We start from the raw sequence: 18522 nt of genomic DNA on the forward strand, positions 1-18522 counted from the left end.
AAATTTTATCCTTAAGTTTTTCGTGATTTTAACAAAAACTACTAAATTTAAGGCTGAAAATGGCTTTTATTTGCTTAAGCTAAAGCTTTCATCTATCAGATCAAAAACTGTTTTTTGTGAGATTTTGGAGTTTAAATTTACACTTATCCAGTGCTTTTTGTTCATATGATATGCCTTAAAAATTTGCCGCTCATCAACTAGTACCATGGCTAGATCTGGGCTGCATTTTAGATTTAAAACTTCTATCATCTCGTCACTTTCAAGACCAAGCTTGCTAGCGCTTAACTGCATAAGTAGTGCAAACCACTTCTCATTTTTCTTGTGACGAAAGGCACTAAAATTTGGATATTTTGGGAAAATTTGCTCGCCTAAAACGTTAAATTTCTCTTTTATATATTTTTCAATCTCGCTTCGTTTCAAATTTCACTCCAAAATTCTTTTAAAAAGCGATCATTATCATAGTTGTGATGGCACATTACTCAACTCACAATTGTGATAACTTTTGCTAAATTTGCTCTTTTCTGCCTAGGCACAGCGTTTTATCTTTTAAATTTAGCCTCTATCTGCATAAAACCCCAAGTGCTTCTAGCCTCGCTAAGCTCCTTTTTGCTAAGCTCATCTATCATCATCTCTTCATTTTTTCCGAGCCTATTTTTAACTTCACCAAACGGATTAATAAGCATCGAATCGCCGTAAAAGCTCCACTGCGCATCCTCACTTTTATGGCTTCCTACGCGGTTTACGCGGAGCACGTAGACGTTGTTTGTAAAGGCTCTAACCTTTAAAAGCTCCTCCCAGCGCGCCTGCGAGAAAAATGTACAAGCCGTTGGCACGAGCACGATATCGACCTTCTTAGCGCTCATATACGCCCAGCACACATCAAAGTGCGCCTCATAGCCAAACATGACGCCGACCTTAAATTTATCATATGTAAAGACAGGCAAATTTAGCTCATCGCTTGTGTTATTAAAGAATTTCGCCTCATTCCAGTGAGCGTAAGGCATGAGAATTTGCTGATCATATAGCTTGACTTGTGTTGGGGTAAATTTGGCTAGACTTTTAAAAATTTCCTTGCCTTTTAGATTTACAATGGGTGCAACGATATTTAGATCATACTTTTTTGCCATTGCAAAAAGAGCCTCTTTTTTGCGCTCGCTCTGCTCTTTTATAAGGCTTTTTGGCATGCTAATGAGCTCTTTAAAAAAGCTATTTAGCACGTATTCGCCAAGGACAACAAGTCTTGCGTTTTCGTCCGCACAAATTTTTAGGTAATAATCAAGCCTAGCTTCGCTTAAAGGCTGCGTTGGTAGCTGAAGAGCACAAATTCTACTCATCATCCACCTGCTTTATGCTAAGTTTTGCATTTTCTAAAATTTCTCTTGCTTCATTTAAAAGTTTTTTGCCTTGTTCGTGCAGCTTTATGCTATTTTCTAAGCTCACATCATCTTTGTTTAGATCGTTTAAAATTTTATCTGCTAGGGCTAATTTTTCTTCAAAGCTTTGCTCTTTTTGCTCCATTTTCTATCCTTTTAATATATTTTTTATATATCCATCAAATTTTTCTATCTCGACCAAAAAGGCGTCGTGGCCGTAGTTGCTATCTATCTCTACAAAATTTGTATTCTCTCCTCGCCCCATCTCACAAAGCGTGTCATAAATCTCTCTCATGCAGCACGGCGGAAAGAGCAGATCGCCTTTGAAAGCAATTAGATGCAAATTTGCTTTGATCGGCGCAAGGGCGTCTTTTAGGTTGTCATAGTGTCTTGTACAGTCAAAGATGTTCATCATTTTTACGATGTATAGGTAGCTTAGTGGGTCAAACCTCTTTGGGAAGTTGTAGCCGTTGTACTCCATGTAGCGATCCACCTGAAAGCGCCCAGAAAGCTCGTAAAGACCGTCAGTTTCTACGTAGTTTCGTCCAAATTTCTCATCCATACTATCAGGGCTTAAAAAGCTTATATGGCCCGCCATCCTGCCGTAAGCCATACCTTTTAGACCATTTTTTCTTATCAATTCCGCGTCGTATTCGCCGTTTTTGAAATTTTCATCGTTTAAAATGGCTTCGATGGCGATTTTGTTAAACGCTATCGCCCATGGCTTAGTCTGGTAGGTGCTTGCTAGCATTATGATATCTTGTGCAAATTCTGGAAACTCGATAGCGTAGCAAAGTGCCTGCATACCACCAAGACTACCGCCTATCACGGCTCTTGCTCTCGTGATGCCAAGCTCGCTAAATAGCCTCATCTGCGCCTTTACCACGTCGCTTATGGCAAGGACTGGGAAATTTAGCCTATACTCTTTGCCGCTACTTCGATCAACGCTTAGCGGCGAGGTCGAGCCAAAGCACGAGCCTAAGATATTTACGCAAATAACGTAAAATTTATCCGTATCGACCGCCTTTTTACTGCCTATTAGCCCGTCCCACCAGCCAGCTTTCTCATCGCCTGCGTATGTGCCAGCAGCGTGGTGCGAGCCAGTTAGGGCGTGACAAATCACGATAACGTTGCTTTTATCAGCATTTAGCGTGCCGTAAGTCTCGTAAATAAGCTTGAAATTTGATAGCATACGGCCACTCTCAAGATAGAGTGGCTCGTTAAATTTAATAGTTCTAGTTTGCAGGTCTAACACTAATTAACTTTGTAGTTTGGTGCCTCGTGAGTGATAACTACGTCATGGACGTGGCTCTCTTTTAGTCCTGCGCTTGTTATCTCGACAAATTCAGCTCTTTCTTGAAGAGTTGGGATGTCTTTTGCGCCAACATAGCCCATAGCGCTTCTTAGGCCGCCTATTAGCTGATGTATCACATCTTTTATGCTGCCAGCAAATGGCACACGGCCTTCGATGCCTTCAGGCACAAGCTTGTCTTGAGCGGTGCCCTCTTGGAAGTAGCGGTCCGAGCTGCCCTTTGTCATAGCGCCTATTGAGCCCATGCCACGATATACTTTATACTGGCGACCTTGGAATGTTATAAGCTCACCTGGGCTCTCCTCGCAACCTGCAAGCAAGCTACCAGCCATAACGCAAGCTGCACCTGCTGCAAGGGCTTTTGCCACGTCGCCTGAGTATTTTAAACCACCATCAGCAATAACTGGGATGCCGTATTTTGCTGCTTCGCTTGCGCAGTCATCAATCGCTGAAATTTGAGGCACGCCAACGCCAGCAACGATCCTTGTAGTACAAATAGATCCTGGTCCGATGCCCACTTTTATGCCGTCTGCTCCTGCTTCTGCTAGGTCTTTTACGGCTGCTGGGTTTGCGATATTGCCAGCTACGACATCGACATTAAAATTTGCTTTTACCTCTTTTAAAGTGTCGATGATGCCCTTTGAGTGGCCGTGAGCTGAGTCGATGACGATGACATCTACGCCAGCATCGACTAGCGCTTTAGCGCGGTCTATCTGACCCACGCCAATAGCCGCAGCCACGCGAAGTCTGCCATAGCTATCTTTGTTTGCGTTTGGATACTCTTTACGTTTTTTTAGATCTTTTATGGTGATAAGGCCGTCAAGTCTGCCGTCTTTATCGACGATAGGTAGCTTCTCAACCCTATTTTGAGAGAAAATTTTCTCCGCATCATCAAGCGTGCAGCCCTTTGGTGCAGTGATAAGTGGCGCTTTTGTCATGCGGTCTTTTACCAAAGTGCTCATATTTGTCTCAAATCTCAAATCGCGGTTTGTTAAAATTCCTATTAGTTTGCGGTCTTTGTCGATGACTGGAACGCCTGAAATATGAAGATCTGACATAAGGCTTAGAGCTTCAGCCACGGTTGCTTCTGGATTTATAAAGATAGGATCGATGATGACGCCACTTTCGCTTTTTTTGACGCGTTTGACCTCTTTTGCTTGGCTTTCGACATCCATATTTTTGTGGATGACGCCGATACCGCCGAGCCTTGCCATCATGATAGCAGTTCTATGCTCAGTCACCGTATCCATCGCAGCAGAGACGATCGGGATATTTAGCGTGACATTTTTGCTGATCCTGGTTTTTACATCAACTTGCTTTGGCAAAATTTCAGAGTATTGCGGCACAAGAAGCACATCCTCAAATGTTAAAGCTCTCTTTACTATCTTCATATTTTTATCCTTTTATTAAATTTTCTAGGCTCTTAGCACCATTTATCAAGGTCTGTTCGTCCCACGCTTTTGCGATGAGCTGAGCGCTCACGTTTAAATTTTGATCATCTTTGCCAACTGGCACAGAGATAGCTGGTAGGCCTGCTAAATTTACGCTGATAGTGTAAATGTCGCTTAGATAGGCCTGAAGCGGATCGCTGTGTGCTCCAAATTTATAAGCTGTGCTTGGAGCAACTGGCATGAAGATGAGATCATTTTCTTCTAAAATTTTCTCGTACTGAGCTTTTATATGCGCTCTTGCTTTTTGCGCTTTGATGTAGTAAGCATCGTAGTATCCGCTACTTAGTACAAATGTACCAAGCAAAATTCTTCTTTTTACCTCTTCGCCAAAGCCCTCTGAGCGTGAATTTACATATAGCTCTTTTAAATTTCTAGCCTCTGCGCATCTGCCGTATCTTACGCCATCGTAGCGGCTTAAATTTGCGCTTGCCTCTGCAGTTGCGATGATGTAGTAAGCTGCGACGTCATATTTTGAGTCTTCAAAATTTGTGTAAGTTACGCTGTGACCGTGTGATTTTAGCTTCTCGATTGCTAGATTTAAAGCAGCTTTTGTCTGCTCGCTTGCGTTTTCGACGTAGTTTTTAATGACGCAAATTTTTAGTTTTTTGTTGCCATCTATCTTGTCGCTAATGCTCACAAATGGCACATCTGCGCTCGTGCTATCTTTTGGGTCATGTCCAGCGATAGCATCATATAAAATGGCTGCGTCTTCTACGTTTTGAGCGATCGGGCCTATTTGATCAAGACTGCTTGAGTAGGCACCAAGGCCATATCTGCTCACTCTGCCGTAAGTTGGCTTAAGTCCCACGCATCCGCAAAATGCCGCTGGCTGGCGGATCGAGCCACCAGTGTCGCTACCAAGTGCTGCGACTGCAAGACCAGCTGCGACTGCTGCTGCTGAGCCACCACTACTGCCACCTGGGACGTGAGCATGATTTAGTGGGTTTAGTGTTTTGCCGTAAAATGAGCTCTCAGTCGTGCTTCCCATCGCAAATTCGTCCATATTTGTGCGACCAAATGGAGCTAAATTTTTGCTAAGTAGCTTCTCGATAACGGTTGCGTTATAAGGTGCTACGTAGCCTTGTAAAATTTTAGAAGCACTTGTGACGCTCCAGCCTTTTACTTGGATGTTGTCTTTTATAGCGATAGGCACGCCCTCGCCTAGTTTTGCGATCTCTAAATTTGCTAGCTGCTCGACATAAGCGCCAAGCTCTTTTTCTTTTATGATCTTTGCCTCAAGCTCGGCTCTTAAATTTCTTATCTCTTCAGCTGAAAATTTCAAAGCTTCTTTTAAAGTTACCACTATTTTTATCCTTTAAATTTATTAACCAAAAATATGCCAAACAAGCTAACAACGACCACCGCGGCGATCGTTGCTATTATGATAGTTGCGCTTACTGGCTCACTTAGCACTTATGACCTCTTCACATCTTGGGCATAGCGCATCTTCTTTGCTAGCATTAAATTTCCAGCATCTTGGGCATTTGTGAAGGTTGCTTGCTATGATTTTAAATTTATCACCCTCAAGCTCAAACTCAGCTAGTGGCTCGCTATCATCGTAAGGTCTAACCGAGCTTACCATGTAAAGATCAGCCACTTCGCGCTCGTCATAGCTTGTGATGTTGTGGCTTGTGGTCTCTAGGCTTAGCTCTAGAGTTGATTTTATCTTTTTGTCCTTTTTAAGAACGTCCACGATCTCGTTAAATTTCTCCCTGCTGGCAAAAAGCAGCTCATCTTCAAAACTAAGATCAAAAATGATTGGCTCATAGACTAAGTCAAACGCGTCTTTTGCGTCGCCTTTGATGATCTTTGGAGCGTAGTCCATCACCTCATCGACGGTGTAAGTAAGCGTTGGAGCGATGAGTGGCAAAAGTGCCTTTGTAATGATCGCCATTGCGCTTTGAGCCGACCTTCTTCTTGGGGCGTCTTTTGCGTCGCAGTAAAGCCTATCTTTGCAAACGTCAAGATATACGCCGCTAAGATCGGCTGATAAGAAATTTAAAAGGATATTAAAGCCCTTTGAAAAGTCATAATTTCTAAAGCAAGCGCTCGCCTCATCAAAGACCTTTTTAGCGCGTGCTAAGATCCACTTATCAAGGATGTTAAACTCTGTATTTAAGCTTTCAAGGTCATTTACGTTTGCTAGTAAGAAGCGGATCGTGTTGCGGATTTTGCGGTACTGCTCGCTGATTTGCTTTAATATATCTTCGCTTATTTTTAAATCGCTCGAGTAATCACTCATGCCAACCCAAAGGCGCAAAATTTCTACGCCATGAGTCTTGGCCACGTCTTGTGGAGCGATGACGTTACCCTTGCTCTTACTCATCTTCTCGCCCTTAGCATCGACTGTGAAACCGTGAGTTAGGATGCTCTCGTAAGGTGCGTGAGAATTTATAGCTGTGCTTACTAGAAGCGAGCTTTGAAACCAACCGCGGTGCTGATCTGAGCCCTCTAGATACATGCTTGCAGGGTATTTGCCAGCATCGTAGTTGTCGCTTTGTAAGACCGCGTGCCAAGTCGAGCCGCTATCAAACCAAACATCAAGGATGTCCATCATTTTTTCTAAATTTTCAGCCTTGTATTTTGAGCCTTTTGGTAAAAGCTCGTCTATACTTAGCGCCCACCACGCATCAGCGCCTTTTTCTTTAAAAATGCCTGCGATGTGGTCTAAAATTTCACTATCAAATATAACTTCTTTTGTCGCTTTATCTCTAAAAAACGCGATCGGAACGCCCCAGTCACGCTGACGAGAGATACACCAGTCTGGGCGATTTTCTATCATTGAGCCTATTCTTTTTATACCAACGCTTGGATAAAATTTAACCCTTTCAAGCTCCTCGCGTGCTGTTTGTCTAAGTGTTTTTCCACCTAGTTTAGCCTCATCCATAGCTATAAACCACTGCTTTGTGGCTCTATAAATAACAGGCTTATGCGTTCTCCAGCAAAATGGATAAGAGTGCCTAAATTTAGAGACGCTAAGTAAATTTTTGCCAAGTAGCTCTAAAATTTTCTCATTTGCTTTAAAGATGTGCATACCGACAAACTCGTCTACCACGTCGCTTCTAAATAGTCCATGATGTTTTAAGCTCTCATCGTAGCAGCCACCATCATCAACCGGCATCAAAATTTCGCTAAAACCATATTTTAGGCAAACATAGTAGTCGTCCTCGCCGTGTCCTGGAGCTGTATGAACAAGTCCAGTACCCCCATCCATCATGACGTGATCGCCTAGTAAAAATTTAGACTTTCTGCCGTTTAGTGGATTTATCGCGTGAGTGTTTTCCAGTAGGCTTGATTTAAACTCTTTTTTGATCTCACCTTTGCTTAGGCCGCTTTGTACAACGCTTTCAAGTAGTGGCTTTGCAAAGATCAAATTTTCAGCCGTTAGCACGTAAATTTCATCTGGATTTAGGCTTATGGCTTGATTTGCTGGGAGTGTCCAAGGCGTAGTCGTCCAGATGACAGCACTGGCCTCTTTTATACCAAGCTTTTCTAGTGCGTCACTGTCAAGCTCAAATGCTACGTAAATAGAGTAGTCCTCTTTCTCCTCGTACTCGACCTCAGCTTCAGCTAGCGCCGATCTAGCCGCCCAGCTCCAGTAAACTGGCTTGCTTCTCTCTACCAAAAGACCCTTTTTAGCGATCTCGCAAAGTGCTTTGTAGATGTCAGCCTCAAACTCAAATTTCATCGTCATGTATGGATTTTCAAAGTCGCCGATGATGCCAAGGCTTTTAAATTCATTTCGCTGAATGTCTATAAATTCTCTCGCGTGCTGCCTGCAAAGCTCCCTGATCTCGACCTTGCTAAGCTCTTTTTTCTTATCGCCAAGCTTTACTTCGACTTGCTGCTCGATAGGCAAGCCATGACAGTCCCAGCCTGGCACGTAGCGGACGTTTTCGCCGTAAAAATAGTGCGTTTTTGTGATGATATCTTTTAAAATTTTATTTAACGCGTGGCCGATGTGTAGGTGGCCGTTTGCATACGGAGGGCCGTCGTGGATGTTGAAGTTTTTAACCGCTTTTTGACGGTTTTTCTTCATTTTTTCATAGACCTTGCGCTCTTCGTACCATGATTTTAACCTTTGTGGTTCATTTTGTGGAAGATTTCCGCGCATCGGGAAATTTGTCTCTGGGAGTAAAAGTGTCTCTTTGTAGTCCATTTTTTACCTTGATTTTAAAATTTGCTAATTTTACACCTGTGCTGGTTAAATCACACTGAAAAATAGTATAATGAGGCAAAAAAAGGAGCTTAAAAATGAGACAAAGTATCTTGATAATAGGGGAAGATCTTGAGATAAATAGAGAATTTCTAAACTACATTTTTCAAAGCTACGAGGATCATTTTGGCGAGCTTGGAGTGGTCAGTTTTGCTCCAAAAAATAGCAAAGAGCTACCTTTTATTATCGAAAATTTATCAAAAGATTACGACTTTGTAAGCATTTTTGGCTCAGATGAAAATTTTGCCATCGCTGCAAAGATCGTAGCGACGCTAACTGGGGGCTCTCTCGAGCTAAAAGATAGCACAACTCTTGCGCTTAAAGATAGCTTAGACTACTCAAAAAATAGCTTTTTGGTCAAGCTAAATAACGCTCAGATAAATCTCATAAAAGCTAACCCGAATGAAGAGCTAGGCGAGTTTTTAATCGAATACGAGCCTGATTTTAGCTATTTCCATCTAATGGATATCGATGCAGATAGCGCGAGGATCCTTATGCTGCCACTTGCTAAAACTTACGAGGTTAATATCACTCTTGCGCAGATCCTGCCAAATTTGATACTAGTAAGGGCAAAAAGCAATAAATTTGGCCAGATCGAGAGCTTTTTACAAGGTGTAAAAACGCTATTTTCGCAAAAATTTATCCCACAAAAAGATGTGATCGAATTTATAGCAAAGAGGCTCATGCAAAAGGGGCTTAAAATTTCATTTGCCGAGTCTTGCACGGCTGGGCTTGCCGCGGCTAAATTTGCAAGATATGGCGGCATCTCAGCCAGCTTTGATGGCTCGCTAGTAACCTACGCAAATCACATAAAGCACGAGTGGCTGGGCGTTGAGGATGAAATTTTAGATACTTATGGAGCTGTTAGCGAGCCTTGCGTAAAAGCGATGGTAAAAGGCACGCTAAGCACGACAAATGCGGACTTTGCGCTTGCGATTAGTGGCATCGCTGGACCAGGTGGGGGCACAGCTAGCAAGCCAGTTGGCACAGTATATGTTGCAGCTGGCGATAGAGACGGTAACATCGAGGTTGAGAGGCTTCTTTTAAAAGGGGAGCGCAACTACGTAAGAGAGCAAAGCGTGCTAAGTGCCTATCTATGCTTGCTTCGCCTAAAAAGTGAGATATTTTTTGCTTAAAATTTGCCTTTAAAATCTTGCGTGAAATTTAGCTAGCCAAAAATTTTTATACTAAAAGATCAAAAAGCCAAATTTAGGAAGCTAAAAATATTTAAAAGATATTGTTGTTCGCCATTTCTTAGTTATTTGTATTTGTACCAAGATGTAGCCGGGAGAGATAAACGCAAGCAACTCACCTTTGGATACATTGGCGCAAAATTTTGGTGGATATGCCAATAAAGAGAGTAAAGAAGTTGTCACAAAAGATAGACAAGAGCTCATAAAATACGCGACTATGTCATTTATGTGGATGACCTCATAGACCTTAGCAAAGGTAATATCCCACAAAATAGTAAGAGCGAGGGTTAGATAAATTTATAAGCGAGATTAGTAGTGGCGAGTTTGGCTCTTATGCCAAATTTATGCAAGCTTACGGCACCTCATGCCGCGCAAATTTAGTAAGACATAAGTGTATTTTTGAAAGCGGAAAATAAAGGTTTTTAAAAGGGCAACGCTTACAAAAAACTAGACAAATCGCTATTTAAGCCGCCATATAAATTTGATCTCATTTCAGCCTCAAACGTCCAAAACGAGGTAAATAAAAACGCAGTTACAGGCGAACTAGCCGTTATAATGTAAAAACCAAAGCCCCAAGCTAGTCAAAACGCTTGGGGCATAAAAATAAAACTAAATTTTTATCTTTTTACAAGATAAAACGCTAGCACATAGCCCATATATCAGAACGCAAAGGCTAACACTTAGTCCAAAGACGCTAAGAGCGGCGGTCTGACTAAAAGAGAGGGTAAAAAAGGATATAAAGCTCGTGATAAATGCGCAAAATATCCCATAAATTCGCTCTTTTTCGCTAAGGCTCGCATTTAGCGCAAATATCATGTAATCAATCCCCACAGCGCTTGCAAGGATTAGCCCAAAGACGCCAAAAATGCTTAAATTTACGCCAAAAACGGCAAAGACAAAGAGTGTAAGAAGCACGCCAAAGATGATGACGCCCATCACAAGTGCCGAAACAATTGCGCTAAAGTAAAACCATAGCAGTAAAAAGGCGATCACAAGTGCTGCTATTTTTAGCTTTAGAGCAAGCTCTTTTGCCTGAGTTAGGCTTTCATTTAGCGAGTCAGCGAAATTTAGACTAAAGGCGTTGTGGCGCTCTAGAACCTCATCACTTGCTGCCCCTTTTACAAAGCCACTCACGTAAGCCACACTTGTATTTTCATCAAGCATAAATTTCTTAAAATCCTTCATTGATTTTAGAGCTAAAATTTCTTTTTTAAATCTTCGACTCCAATCTTTGCTTTTGAAATGGCTAGAACTGCGATATTTTCTTTATGAGAAAGACAGATTTTACCTCGCATCTTTGCTTTAAATTTTAAGTAGCGAGATATTTTAAATGAGTTTTGTTTTATTAAATTTGGATATTTTTTTAGCCTTCTGCGATCTTTTTTATCTAGCATTTTTGGGCTAAATTTCTCACCGCAAAAGCTGATAAAAAGATGGATTTCACCCCTTTTTATAGGCATTTAATCTCTTTTTATAATTTTCATCAAACTCTAAGGCTTTTTCAAACTCGTCAGTAAATGCTCTAAGACGATCATTTTTTTGCTGGTTTTCATCGCCAAATGATCTAATACGTGGCGTATAAATAATCTTATCTTTTCTAAAATCAGCCTCTTTTAGATCAAAGTTTAAATTACTCATTTTGCTATTTAAGATATGCAAGGCACATTTTCTTGGCCCAAAGATAAAATTTTGCCCGTTTAAGGGCTTTAGGCTTCTTACTAAAATGCCGCCATAAAGTGATGGCTCGCTTTTAAAAGATATGTCGAAGCCAAAATTATGAAAGTAAATCTCTCCAGCTTCACACTGCCTTTTATAAGTATTTGCGTCAAAACAAGTATAAATTTCAAGCTCGCTAAATTTATACTCTTTGCCAGAAACAATTAAAACTTTACTTTGCATAAGCTCGCATAAAAAGCTCTGAAATTTCTCGTCAAAAAACTCTTTAAAACCAGTAGTCCCAACTATCTCTTGTTTTATATTTTTATCTAAAATTTTAAAGTTATTTTGTTTGAGCAGATCAAATTTTTCTTTATCAAAATGACTTTGCTCTAAAAATTTACTAAGCACTGCCACTAGATCAAATTTAGCAAAATGGCTTTTAAGTAGCTCGCCAGCTAGCATCTTTGCTCCTAAGTTTTTATATATTTTAAAGGGTTTGAACTTTACAAGCTAATCTTTGATGAAATTTTACCAGCTGCCACTTGCCCCACCTCCGCCAAAACCGCCTCCGCCGCCACTAAAGCCACCACCTCTTGAACTGCTTGAATGGCCACTGCCACTGCTATTTGAGTCTGATCTATCGCACCCGAAATCACTGTGTGTATTTTTGCTTTGAGTATTTTTTTTAAAGGCATTTTTTAAAATAATAAAAAATATTACAAATACAATGGCAAAGACAATGAAGTAATTTTGCACGCCAAAAAATTGCTCAAATACCGTAGATATAAGCCCTGCAAAACACGCACTAAAGCCAACTCGCATAAAAAATTTACCTAAAAAGCCAGAGACAAAACACGAGATCATGCCAGCAAAAAAGGCAACTATTCCAAACGGTATCTCTTCATCATCACTCGCACTTTCAAATTCTTCGCCACTAGCCACTTTTATGATGGCTCTTATGCCCTCTATCACGCCATCACCCATATCGCCTTGCTTAAATTTAGGCACTATCACATCATTTATGATCTGGCTTGATATAGCATCAGTTAGCACACCTTCAAGTCCATAACCAACCTCTATACGTACTTTTCTCTCGTTTGGAGCGATTATTAAAAGCACTCCATTACTACTTTGTTTTTGTCCTAGCTTGTAGCCTCTAGCTATCTCAAGAGAGACCTCTTCTATGCTTTTATTTTCTAGTGATTTAAGAGTCACGATAGCAATTTGCGTCGTACTATTTTGCTCGTAATTTTGCACCAAGCTCAAAAGCTCAGCCTTCTCATTTTTAGAGAAAATTTGAGCCTCATCATTTATCTGCTCGTTAAAATTTATGGCAAAACAAAAGCAAAATGTAAAAAATAAAAGAGCAAAAATTTTCTTCATCATTTCTCAAATGAAACTTTTGGATTTATCTTCTCTTCGTTACTTATTTCAAGATTTTGTTTTGGCTTTAGCTCAGGATAAAAAGCACTTGCTATAAATTTATTTGGAAAGCTTCTAAGGGCTACGTTATACTCTTTTACAGCTTCGATATAATCATGCATTGCTACGCTTATGCGGTTTTGCGTACCTTCAAGCTGACTCTGAAGAGATAAGAAATTTTGATTTGCTTTTAGCTCTGGATAGTTCTCACTAACTGCCATAAGCCTGCCAAGTGCCAAGCCAAATGAGCTTTGTGCTGTCATAAATTCTTTCATCTTAGCTTCATCACTAAGACCACTTGCATCAACGCTTACTTGCATGCTCTTACTTCTAGCATTTGCCACATCTTCAAAAATTTTTTGCTCATGAGCTGCGTAGCCTTTTACAGTCTCAACTAAATTTGGCACAAGCTCGGCTCTTCTTTTATATTGATTTAACACCTGCGACCACTTTGCATTTACATTTTCATCAAGTGCAACAAATGAATTTATATACTTAAAAGCGCCAAAAGCAAGTGCAGCAATAACTATAATAACGGCTATTAAATTTTTCATATTTTCTCCTTTAAGGAGCAAATATTAGTAAAACAAGACTTAAAAAATAATGTGAGTTTTAGTTTGAAATGAGTGCGAATTTACGCACTCATTTTGGGGATTAAAGATCGGTATGGATTTTATCGTCTATTTGGATATGGATAGTTTTTCCATTTATTTGATCTATGCTTGTGTAGCCTTTAAATCCAGCAGTATCATATGTATGATCTACTGTCCATTTATGAACTAGATCAACTTTTGTGATTTTATTGCCATTAGCATCAACATCACCACCTTTTATCTTAAGTACCGTGTCAGAATTATCAGTGATATCAAGGATATTTTGTGCATTAAATTTGATCTCTGTCTTTCCTTTAAGCTCAAGATTTTCAAAGCTTTCCACTTTTGAATCAAGATTAGAAATGCCTCTAAGATCAACTATTTGCTTATCAAACACCAAAGTATCATGACCTTCGCCACCTTTCATATCTTTACTTGCGTCAAATTTAACCGTATAGTTTTCAACGCCTATATGAAGTGGCTTATAAGGCTCGTAAGACTTGGACTCTAAGCCATCAGAAGTTTTAAGTGAGGCTTTAACATTTAGATCATAGGCTGATCTTGCATTGATATCAAGCTCTTGATCAAATGTGCCTTTTGCTATATCTGCAGCTGATAGAGTATATGTTGCGGTCTTGGTTAGTGTATGGTTATCTGGATCAGTGTATTTAAACTCTACCGTATCTCCATTTCTGGCATCTTCATTAAGATAAACTTTAACCGTAGTAGATCTCTCACCGCTTTCTGAGGTTTTTATATCTTTATTAAACATGATACCTCTTATAGCATCGATCTCAGCATGTGCCGTATCGCTTACTGTTTTACTCTCACCAAATGTGTCAGTTAGAGTAACTTCGGCTTTTGTTTCTTTATCAACTGCGATAGTAGCATCAAGTTCAAGTGGATTATCCCTGCCTAGTGTAATCGGATGCATAGGATCTGCTATATTTTTTAAAGTAGTTTTACCATTAACGTCTTTTCCTATAACTTCGTAATGATTAGTCGCGGTAGATCCATCAGGATTCGTTATCTTGACATCTATCTTATCACCAGCTACAACACTTCCTGGGATAGAAACATAAACCTTTGAAATTTTACTACCTGACTCATCTCTTGAGATAATGCCATTATCATTTTTATCAGCAACTATGCTTACACTTAATCCCGCTTCACTTAAAGGTGCAAGTTTAGCTTTTGCTTCGCTGCTAGTTGTAGTCTCAGCACCATTTGTTATAGTAGCTACTGCACTAGTTTCACGACCTGGAAGCATAGCAACGCCAGGAATTTTTATAGTATTGTTTGCTAACTGTGTAGTAACATGAGTAGTATCATCTGTAAGTGAAATTTTACCATTGGCAGTTTTTGAAACTGTATAAGTTATGGTTCTAGACCCTGTTGTACCATTAGCTTGAGGTTCTTTTATTGTTACTGCTACCTTATCACCATTTGTGACATTATGCGGCACCTGAACGCTTATAATTGTCTTTTTTATATCATTGTCCAAAATAGCTTCATCTCTGTCTATTACATTGTCTCTACTTGCATTATCTTCAACAAATTCAATCTTTAAATTTTTAGTATCTACTGATTCTAATGTAGCTTTAGCTGTTTTTGTTACTCCATTTATAGTAGCTTCAACCACTGCTGGATGATCTTTATCTATATGAACACCAGAAATTTTTAGTTTATTGTCTGTTGGAAGTAATTCAGTGTGATTATCTGGAAATTTTAGAGTAATGCGATTGCTGACATTTGAAACAATAGTATATTCTTGTTCTACTCCGCCATTTACCTTGACTTTTATAATATCGCCACTATTTACAGTGGTTGGGATTTGAAGTGTTGCCGAAGTGGTATTTAATTTTCCATCCTTCATGGCTTCATCTCTACTTAGAACTCCGTTTCTATCTTTATCCTCATCAATAAATAGCCTAAAGCCTGTTCCAGAACCGCTACCTTGAGCATCAAGCGTAATATCGCTATTTGTCTCAACCTTATCAGCACCAGTATTATCAGTAACCTTGGCATTAATGATAGTCTTATGATCTTCTGTTAAGCCAAGTGTATATTTGACCACCTTATTGCTATCAGCATCATCGGTAATATCAAGCTCTTCACTGCCATTTTTGGCTATCAATTTGCCGTTATTGTCTTTTACTATCTCATATATCTTGGTCGTTTTATTGTTTGGCGTGTCTTCGTTGTGTGACTCTACTATTAATTTATCACCTAAAACAAAATTTGAAGGAAGCTTGATAGTTGCTATAGTAGTCGCTCCAGTTGCCTCTGTGCTGCCCAAAATACCATCATTATTGGTATCTTTTTCAAAAGTTATCTCCATGTCTTCATGAAGCTTTTCAAGAGTATTATGATTTTGAGCTTCGGCCTTCTTGCCGCCACTTGTATCGGTGGTCTCAGTAGTTACATTGATGGTCTTGCCAGCAATGATCTCTACGCCAGGAATTTCTATCTCATTTTTATCACTTGCAGTTATAGAAGCATGAGTAGAAGTATCTTCTAGCATGATTTTACCGCTTGGGTCTCTACCTGTAACCTTATAAGTTTTAGGTGAAGTGCCATTATCTATTTTTACAGTTACCACATCACCAGCTATAACGTTATTTGGCACTTTTACTATCACTGTCGTTTTATGTAGGTCGCCATCCGCGTCCTTGCTCTCTGCTCTCGTTAAGGATACGTTACGGTCAGTATCCTCTTTGAAATATACCGCCATATCATTTATATTTGAGATAGTAACCGTGCTTGTATCTTCTGCATGCTGAATACCATCTTTATCTTTTATCTCAGCTGTTACTTTAGTTTCTAGACCAGTTGCTGTTTTAATGCCAGAAATTTTAAAGCTTCTACCATCTGTTTCTGTATCTATTTTATTGCCATCGCTATCTTTTACAAAGAACTTACCATTATTATCTTTTCCAATAGTGTATTTTATTTCTCTAGCAGTAGCTTCATTTGGCTCTTTTATAGTTACAGTTAGTTTATCTCCACTTACTGCATTTTTAGGAAGCTTTATAGTGACTGTTGTACTATTAAGATTACCATCATTCATAGCTTGCTCTCTGCTCATACTCCTAGTGCCATTAGCCTCTTCAAAGATAACTTCAGGTTTTTTTACATATTCTAAACTGGCCGATACTTCTGACTCATTTATAGATGTATGCCTATCTGGATTTAAATTTGTAACTTTGGCCTTAATAGTCGTATCTTCTCCATGCTTTAGTTGGATACCAGAAACATTGATGATATATTGATTATCTCCTGCTTTTATAGGCGTTAAAACATTAGAAGTTCCATTTTCTGTTACACTAGTTACAACACCTTTACTATCCATATGTATAGTAAATTCTCTTGTATAAGTTTTAGAAGGATTATTTACAGGATCATCAGGATCAGGTCCAGTAATAGTTAGCGTAAGCTTATCGCCATTATCAATTTTATTTGGCAGAGTAATCCTTGCTGTGGTTTTATTTACTTCATTGTCATCAGTACTTTCTTGTCTTGAAATTTCATGAAGAGTCTTTTCTTCTGGTAATGTCATTTCTAAATTTCTACCAATAGGCATTACACTATCTTGATCTGACTCTTCGCTTTTTCGAACATTGTTTTTATCTACCACATGAACACTAGCTGATGTTCTTACATCTGGAAATATCGGAAGAGATGTATTTACTTTTTGATTATCAATCATCTCTTGTGTAAGAGAAATTTCTTTTGTTGTATCTTGCTTAGTTAGTGGATCGGTATATGTTATAACGATTTTATCGCCAATAACTACATCTTTTGGTAGAGTTATTTCTACTGTCGTACTTCTAAAGTCGTTATCTTGCTTATTTTCATTATCATATAGATAGATATTATCATCTGTATCTTCAGTAAATTTCAAAGTCGGTTTTACATCAAGAGTAGTAGAGTCACTTGCAACTGCACTTCTCATCGTGTTTGTACTATCTGCTACGTAAGCTTCTACTTTTGAAGGCTTACCGTGCTCAACTGGCATATTACTTATCTTATATCCATTATCTATTATGTTTTGATCAATAGATACATTTTTAACCTCAGTTGTGCCATCAGGCTTTGTTAAAGTCACGTGAAGCACATCTCCGACAATCACATCTTTTACAGTTATAAGTACTGGAGTTTCATTTAATTTACCATCTTTAGCATTTTCAGTATATGTTAATAGATTATTATCAGGACTGTTATCCTCTGTAAATTTAACCTCTGGAGCACTAAAGCCACTTGAAGTTACGCTATCTTCACTTCTACCACTAACATTTCCTTGAAAATTTGTAATAGTTGCATCAACTTTTGAAATTTTACCAGTCTGTATTGGAGCATCAAACTGATAACCATTGCTTATGATAGTTGGAGTGATAGGAATTGTTTTATTTTCAGTATTACCATCTGGCTTAGTTATAGTGATATTTAGTATATCTCCGGCCCTTACTGTGCCATCATTTGGAATTGTAATAAGAACTTTTGACGTATTTAAATTTGTATCGCGTGCATGCTCAACCCTACTTAAAGTACCATCGTTATTAAGATCGCTTATAAAAGTTACAAGAGGATTGCTTGGGATTATAGTATCATCTCCACCATTGTATCCGCTTATTGGGCTATCGTATGATGCAAAAGCTCTGTTTGTATCACTTAAATTTCTATATGTTGCATTAATGTTTGAGTAGTGACCACCCTCAGCAAATTTAGCGTCACTTAGGCTAACGCCATCTCCACCACCAGCAGCAGTATTTCCACCAGCTGCGGTCTCTTCAAGTTTTGTTAGATCTCCACCATTTAAAATAGCATTTTGCAAATCACTAATATCTGCCAAGCCTTCTGCGCCTATAGTACTTTGATTTAAAGCAAGTGTATCATTACCTACGATCGTAATCTCTTTTCCATTATTTGAAACAATTGTTATTTTATCAGCGGCATCACTTGTCTTGATGCTCTCTCCCATATAAAGGATGTCACCTACTTTTAGCTCTCTCTCATTTCCGTTTTGATCGATAGCAACTGCCTTGCCACTAATAAATTTTACTACTCCAGCTTCTTTAGCCAAGAATACTCCTTATTATTATTTTGTATTATTTAAATTTTTACGTGATTATATACTATCTTTATAAGATATAACTTTATATGAGAAATTTTATCTTTTAAGAAAAAAATATATTAAATAAATATATAAATTCCAAATGTCAATAGTTTGTAAAAAGCGAATTCTGAGCTTTTATCAAAAAAATAGTTTTTTGATTGTCAATATAATTAATCAAGCAAAATAT

The 18522-nt window shown here is 39.0% G+C and carries 15 protein-coding genes; 2 read left to right on the top strand and 13 right to left on the bottom strand.

The window, feature by feature from the left end:
- Positions 1-66 precede the first annotated feature (66 nt).
- The 7 genes from CVS97_RS04260 to ileS form a co-directional block, all read right to left on the bottom strand.
- Positions 67-420, bottom strand: coding sequence for an MmcQ/YjbR family DNA-binding protein (locus CVS97_RS04260; RefSeq protein WP_107785174.1), 354 nt, complete (start codon positions 418-420; stop codon positions 67-69).
- A gap of 119 nt (positions 421-539) precedes the next feature.
- Positions 540-1334 (bottom strand): carbon-nitrogen hydrolase family protein, encoded by a 795-nt coding sequence (locus CVS97_RS04265; RefSeq protein ID WP_107785208.1) that lies wholly within the window; start codon positions 1332-1334, stop codon positions 540-542.
- Positions 1327-1518, bottom strand: coding sequence for an exodeoxyribonuclease VII small subunit (gene xseB / locus CVS97_RS04270; protein ID WP_004317712.1), 192 nt, complete (start codon positions 1516-1518; stop codon positions 1327-1329). Before xseB ends, CVS97_RS04265 begins: the two co-directional genes overlap by 8 nt.
- A gap of 3 nt (positions 1519-1521) precedes the next feature.
- A complete protein-coding gene (metX, locus tag CVS97_RS04275) occupies positions 1522-2628 on the bottom strand; it encodes a homoserine O-acetyltransferase MetX (RefSeq protein WP_107785175.1) in 1107 nt (368 codons plus the stop codon).
- Positions 2628-4076 (bottom strand): IMP dehydrogenase, encoded by a 1449-nt coding sequence (gene guaB, locus CVS97_RS04280; protein WP_021085271.1) that lies wholly within the window; start codon positions 4074-4076, stop codon positions 2628-2630. The genes metX and guaB overlap by 1 nt, the downstream gene beginning before the upstream one ends.
- Positions 4077-4080: 4 nt before the next feature.
- Complete coding sequence (gene gatA / locus CVS97_RS04285; protein ID WP_107785176.1) at positions 4081-5439, bottom strand: Asp-tRNA(Asn)/Glu-tRNA(Gln) amidotransferase subunit GatA; 1359 nt, start codon at positions 5437-5439, stop codon at positions 4081-4083.
- Between the two features lie 99 nt (positions 5440-5538).
- Positions 5539-8295 carry an isoleucine--tRNA ligase gene (gene ileS / locus CVS97_RS04290; RefSeq protein WP_107785177.1) on the bottom strand — a complete coding sequence of 919 codons (2757 nt, stop codon included), beginning with the start codon at positions 8293-8295 and terminating at the stop codon, positions 5539-5541.
- A gap of 95 nt (positions 8296-8390) precedes the next feature.
- Between ileS and CVS97_RS04295 the strand changes: the two genes are divergently transcribed.
- Complete coding sequence (locus CVS97_RS04295; protein ID WP_107785178.1) at positions 8391-9488, top strand: CinA family protein; 1098 nt, start codon at positions 8391-8393, stop codon at positions 9486-9488.
- Positions 9489-9666: 178 nt separating this feature from the next.
- Positions 9667-9789 carry a hypothetical protein gene (locus CVS97_RS09510; RefSeq protein ID WP_265094262.1) on the top strand — a complete coding sequence of 41 codons (123 nt, stop codon included), beginning with the start codon at positions 9667-9669 and terminating at the stop codon, positions 9787-9789.
- A 365-nt stretch (positions 9790-10154) separates the two neighbouring features.
- Here CVS97_RS09510 and CVS97_RS04305 read toward each other — a convergent pair whose 3' ends face one another.
- The 6 genes from CVS97_RS04305 to CVS97_RS04330 all read right to left on the bottom strand — a co-directional run bounded on the left by CVS97_RS04305 (position 10155) and on the right by CVS97_RS04330 (position 18302).
- Positions 10155-10709, bottom strand: a complete 555-nt coding sequence (locus tag CVS97_RS04305; protein ID WP_107785179.1) for a hypothetical protein — start codon at positions 10707-10709, stop codon at positions 10155-10157.
- Positions 10710-10741: 32 nt separating this feature from the next.
- Positions 10742-11005 (bottom strand): hypothetical protein, encoded by a 264-nt coding sequence (locus CVS97_RS04310; RefSeq protein WP_107785180.1) that lies wholly within the window; start codon positions 11003-11005, stop codon positions 10742-10744.
- Positions 10986-11666 carry an ABC transporter substrate-binding protein gene (locus CVS97_RS04315; RefSeq protein ID WP_107785181.1) on the bottom strand — a complete coding sequence of 227 codons (681 nt, stop codon included), beginning with the start codon at positions 11664-11666 and terminating at the stop codon, positions 10986-10988. The genes CVS97_RS04310 and CVS97_RS04315 overlap by 20 nt, the downstream gene beginning before the upstream one ends.
- A gap of 66 nt (positions 11667-11732) precedes the next feature.
- On the bottom strand, positions 11733-12587 hold the full coding sequence (locus CVS97_RS04320; protein ID WP_159070913.1) for a TPM domain-containing protein: 855 nt from the start codon (positions 12585-12587) through the stop codon (positions 11733-11735).
- On the bottom strand, positions 12587-13180 hold the full coding sequence (locus CVS97_RS04325) for a LemA family protein (RefSeq protein ID WP_054196173.1): 594 nt from the start codon (positions 13178-13180) through the stop codon (positions 12587-12589). The genes CVS97_RS04320 and CVS97_RS04325 overlap by 1 nt, the downstream gene beginning before the upstream one ends.
- Positions 13181-13280: 100 nt before the next feature.
- Positions 13281-18302 carry a retention module-containing protein gene (locus CVS97_RS04330; protein ID WP_107785183.1) on the bottom strand — a complete coding sequence of 1674 codons (5022 nt, stop codon included), beginning with the start codon at positions 18300-18302 and terminating at the stop codon, positions 13281-13283.
- Positions 18303-18522: the final 220 nt, after the last annotated feature.

Origin of the sequence: Campylobacter concisus, from assembly GCF_003049735.1 — a bacterium.
GTDB lineage: Bacteria > Campylobacterota > Campylobacteria > Campylobacterales > Campylobacteraceae > Campylobacter_A > Campylobacter_A concisus_AN.

Bases quoted from the DNA above. Each gene is read 5' to 3' on its own strand.
- CVS97_RS04265 (WP_107785208.1), bottom strand. From the start codon at position 1,334: ATGAGTAGAATTTGTGCTCTTCAGCTACCAACGCAGCCTTTAAGCGAA.
- xseB (WP_004317712.1), bottom strand. From the start codon at position 1,518: ATGGAGCAAAAAGAGCAAAGCTTTGAAGAAAAATTAGCCCTAGCAGAT.
- guaB (WP_021085271.1), bottom strand. From the start codon at position 4,076: ATGAAGATAGTAAAGAGAGCTTTAACATTTGAGGATGTGCTTCTTGTG.
- ileS (WP_107785177.1), bottom strand. From the start codon at position 8,295: ATGGACTACAAAGAGACACTTTTACTCCCAGAGACAAATTTCCCGATG.
- CVS97_RS04295 (WP_107785178.1), top strand. From the start codon at position 8,391: ATGAGACAAAGTATCTTGATAATAGGGGAAGATCTTGAGATAAATAGA.
- CVS97_RS04305 (WP_107785179.1), bottom strand. From the start codon at position 10,709: ATGCTTGATGAAAATACAAGTGTGGCTTACGTGAGTGGCTTTGTAAAA.
- CVS97_RS04310 (WP_107785180.1), bottom strand. From the start codon at position 11,005: ATGCCTATAAAAAGGGGTGAAATCCATCTTTTTATCAGCTTTTGCGGT.
- CVS97_RS04315 (WP_107785181.1), bottom strand. From the start codon at position 11,666: ATGCTAGCTGGCGAGCTACTTAAAAGCCATTTTGCTAAATTTGATCTA.
- CVS97_RS04320 (WP_159070913.1), bottom strand. From the start codon at position 12,587: ATGAAGAAAATTTTTGCTCTTTTATTTTTTACATTTTGCTTTTGTTTT.
- CVS97_RS04325 (WP_054196173.1), bottom strand. From the start codon at position 13,180: ATGAAAAATTTAATAGCCGTTATTATAGTTATTGCTGCACTTGCTTTT.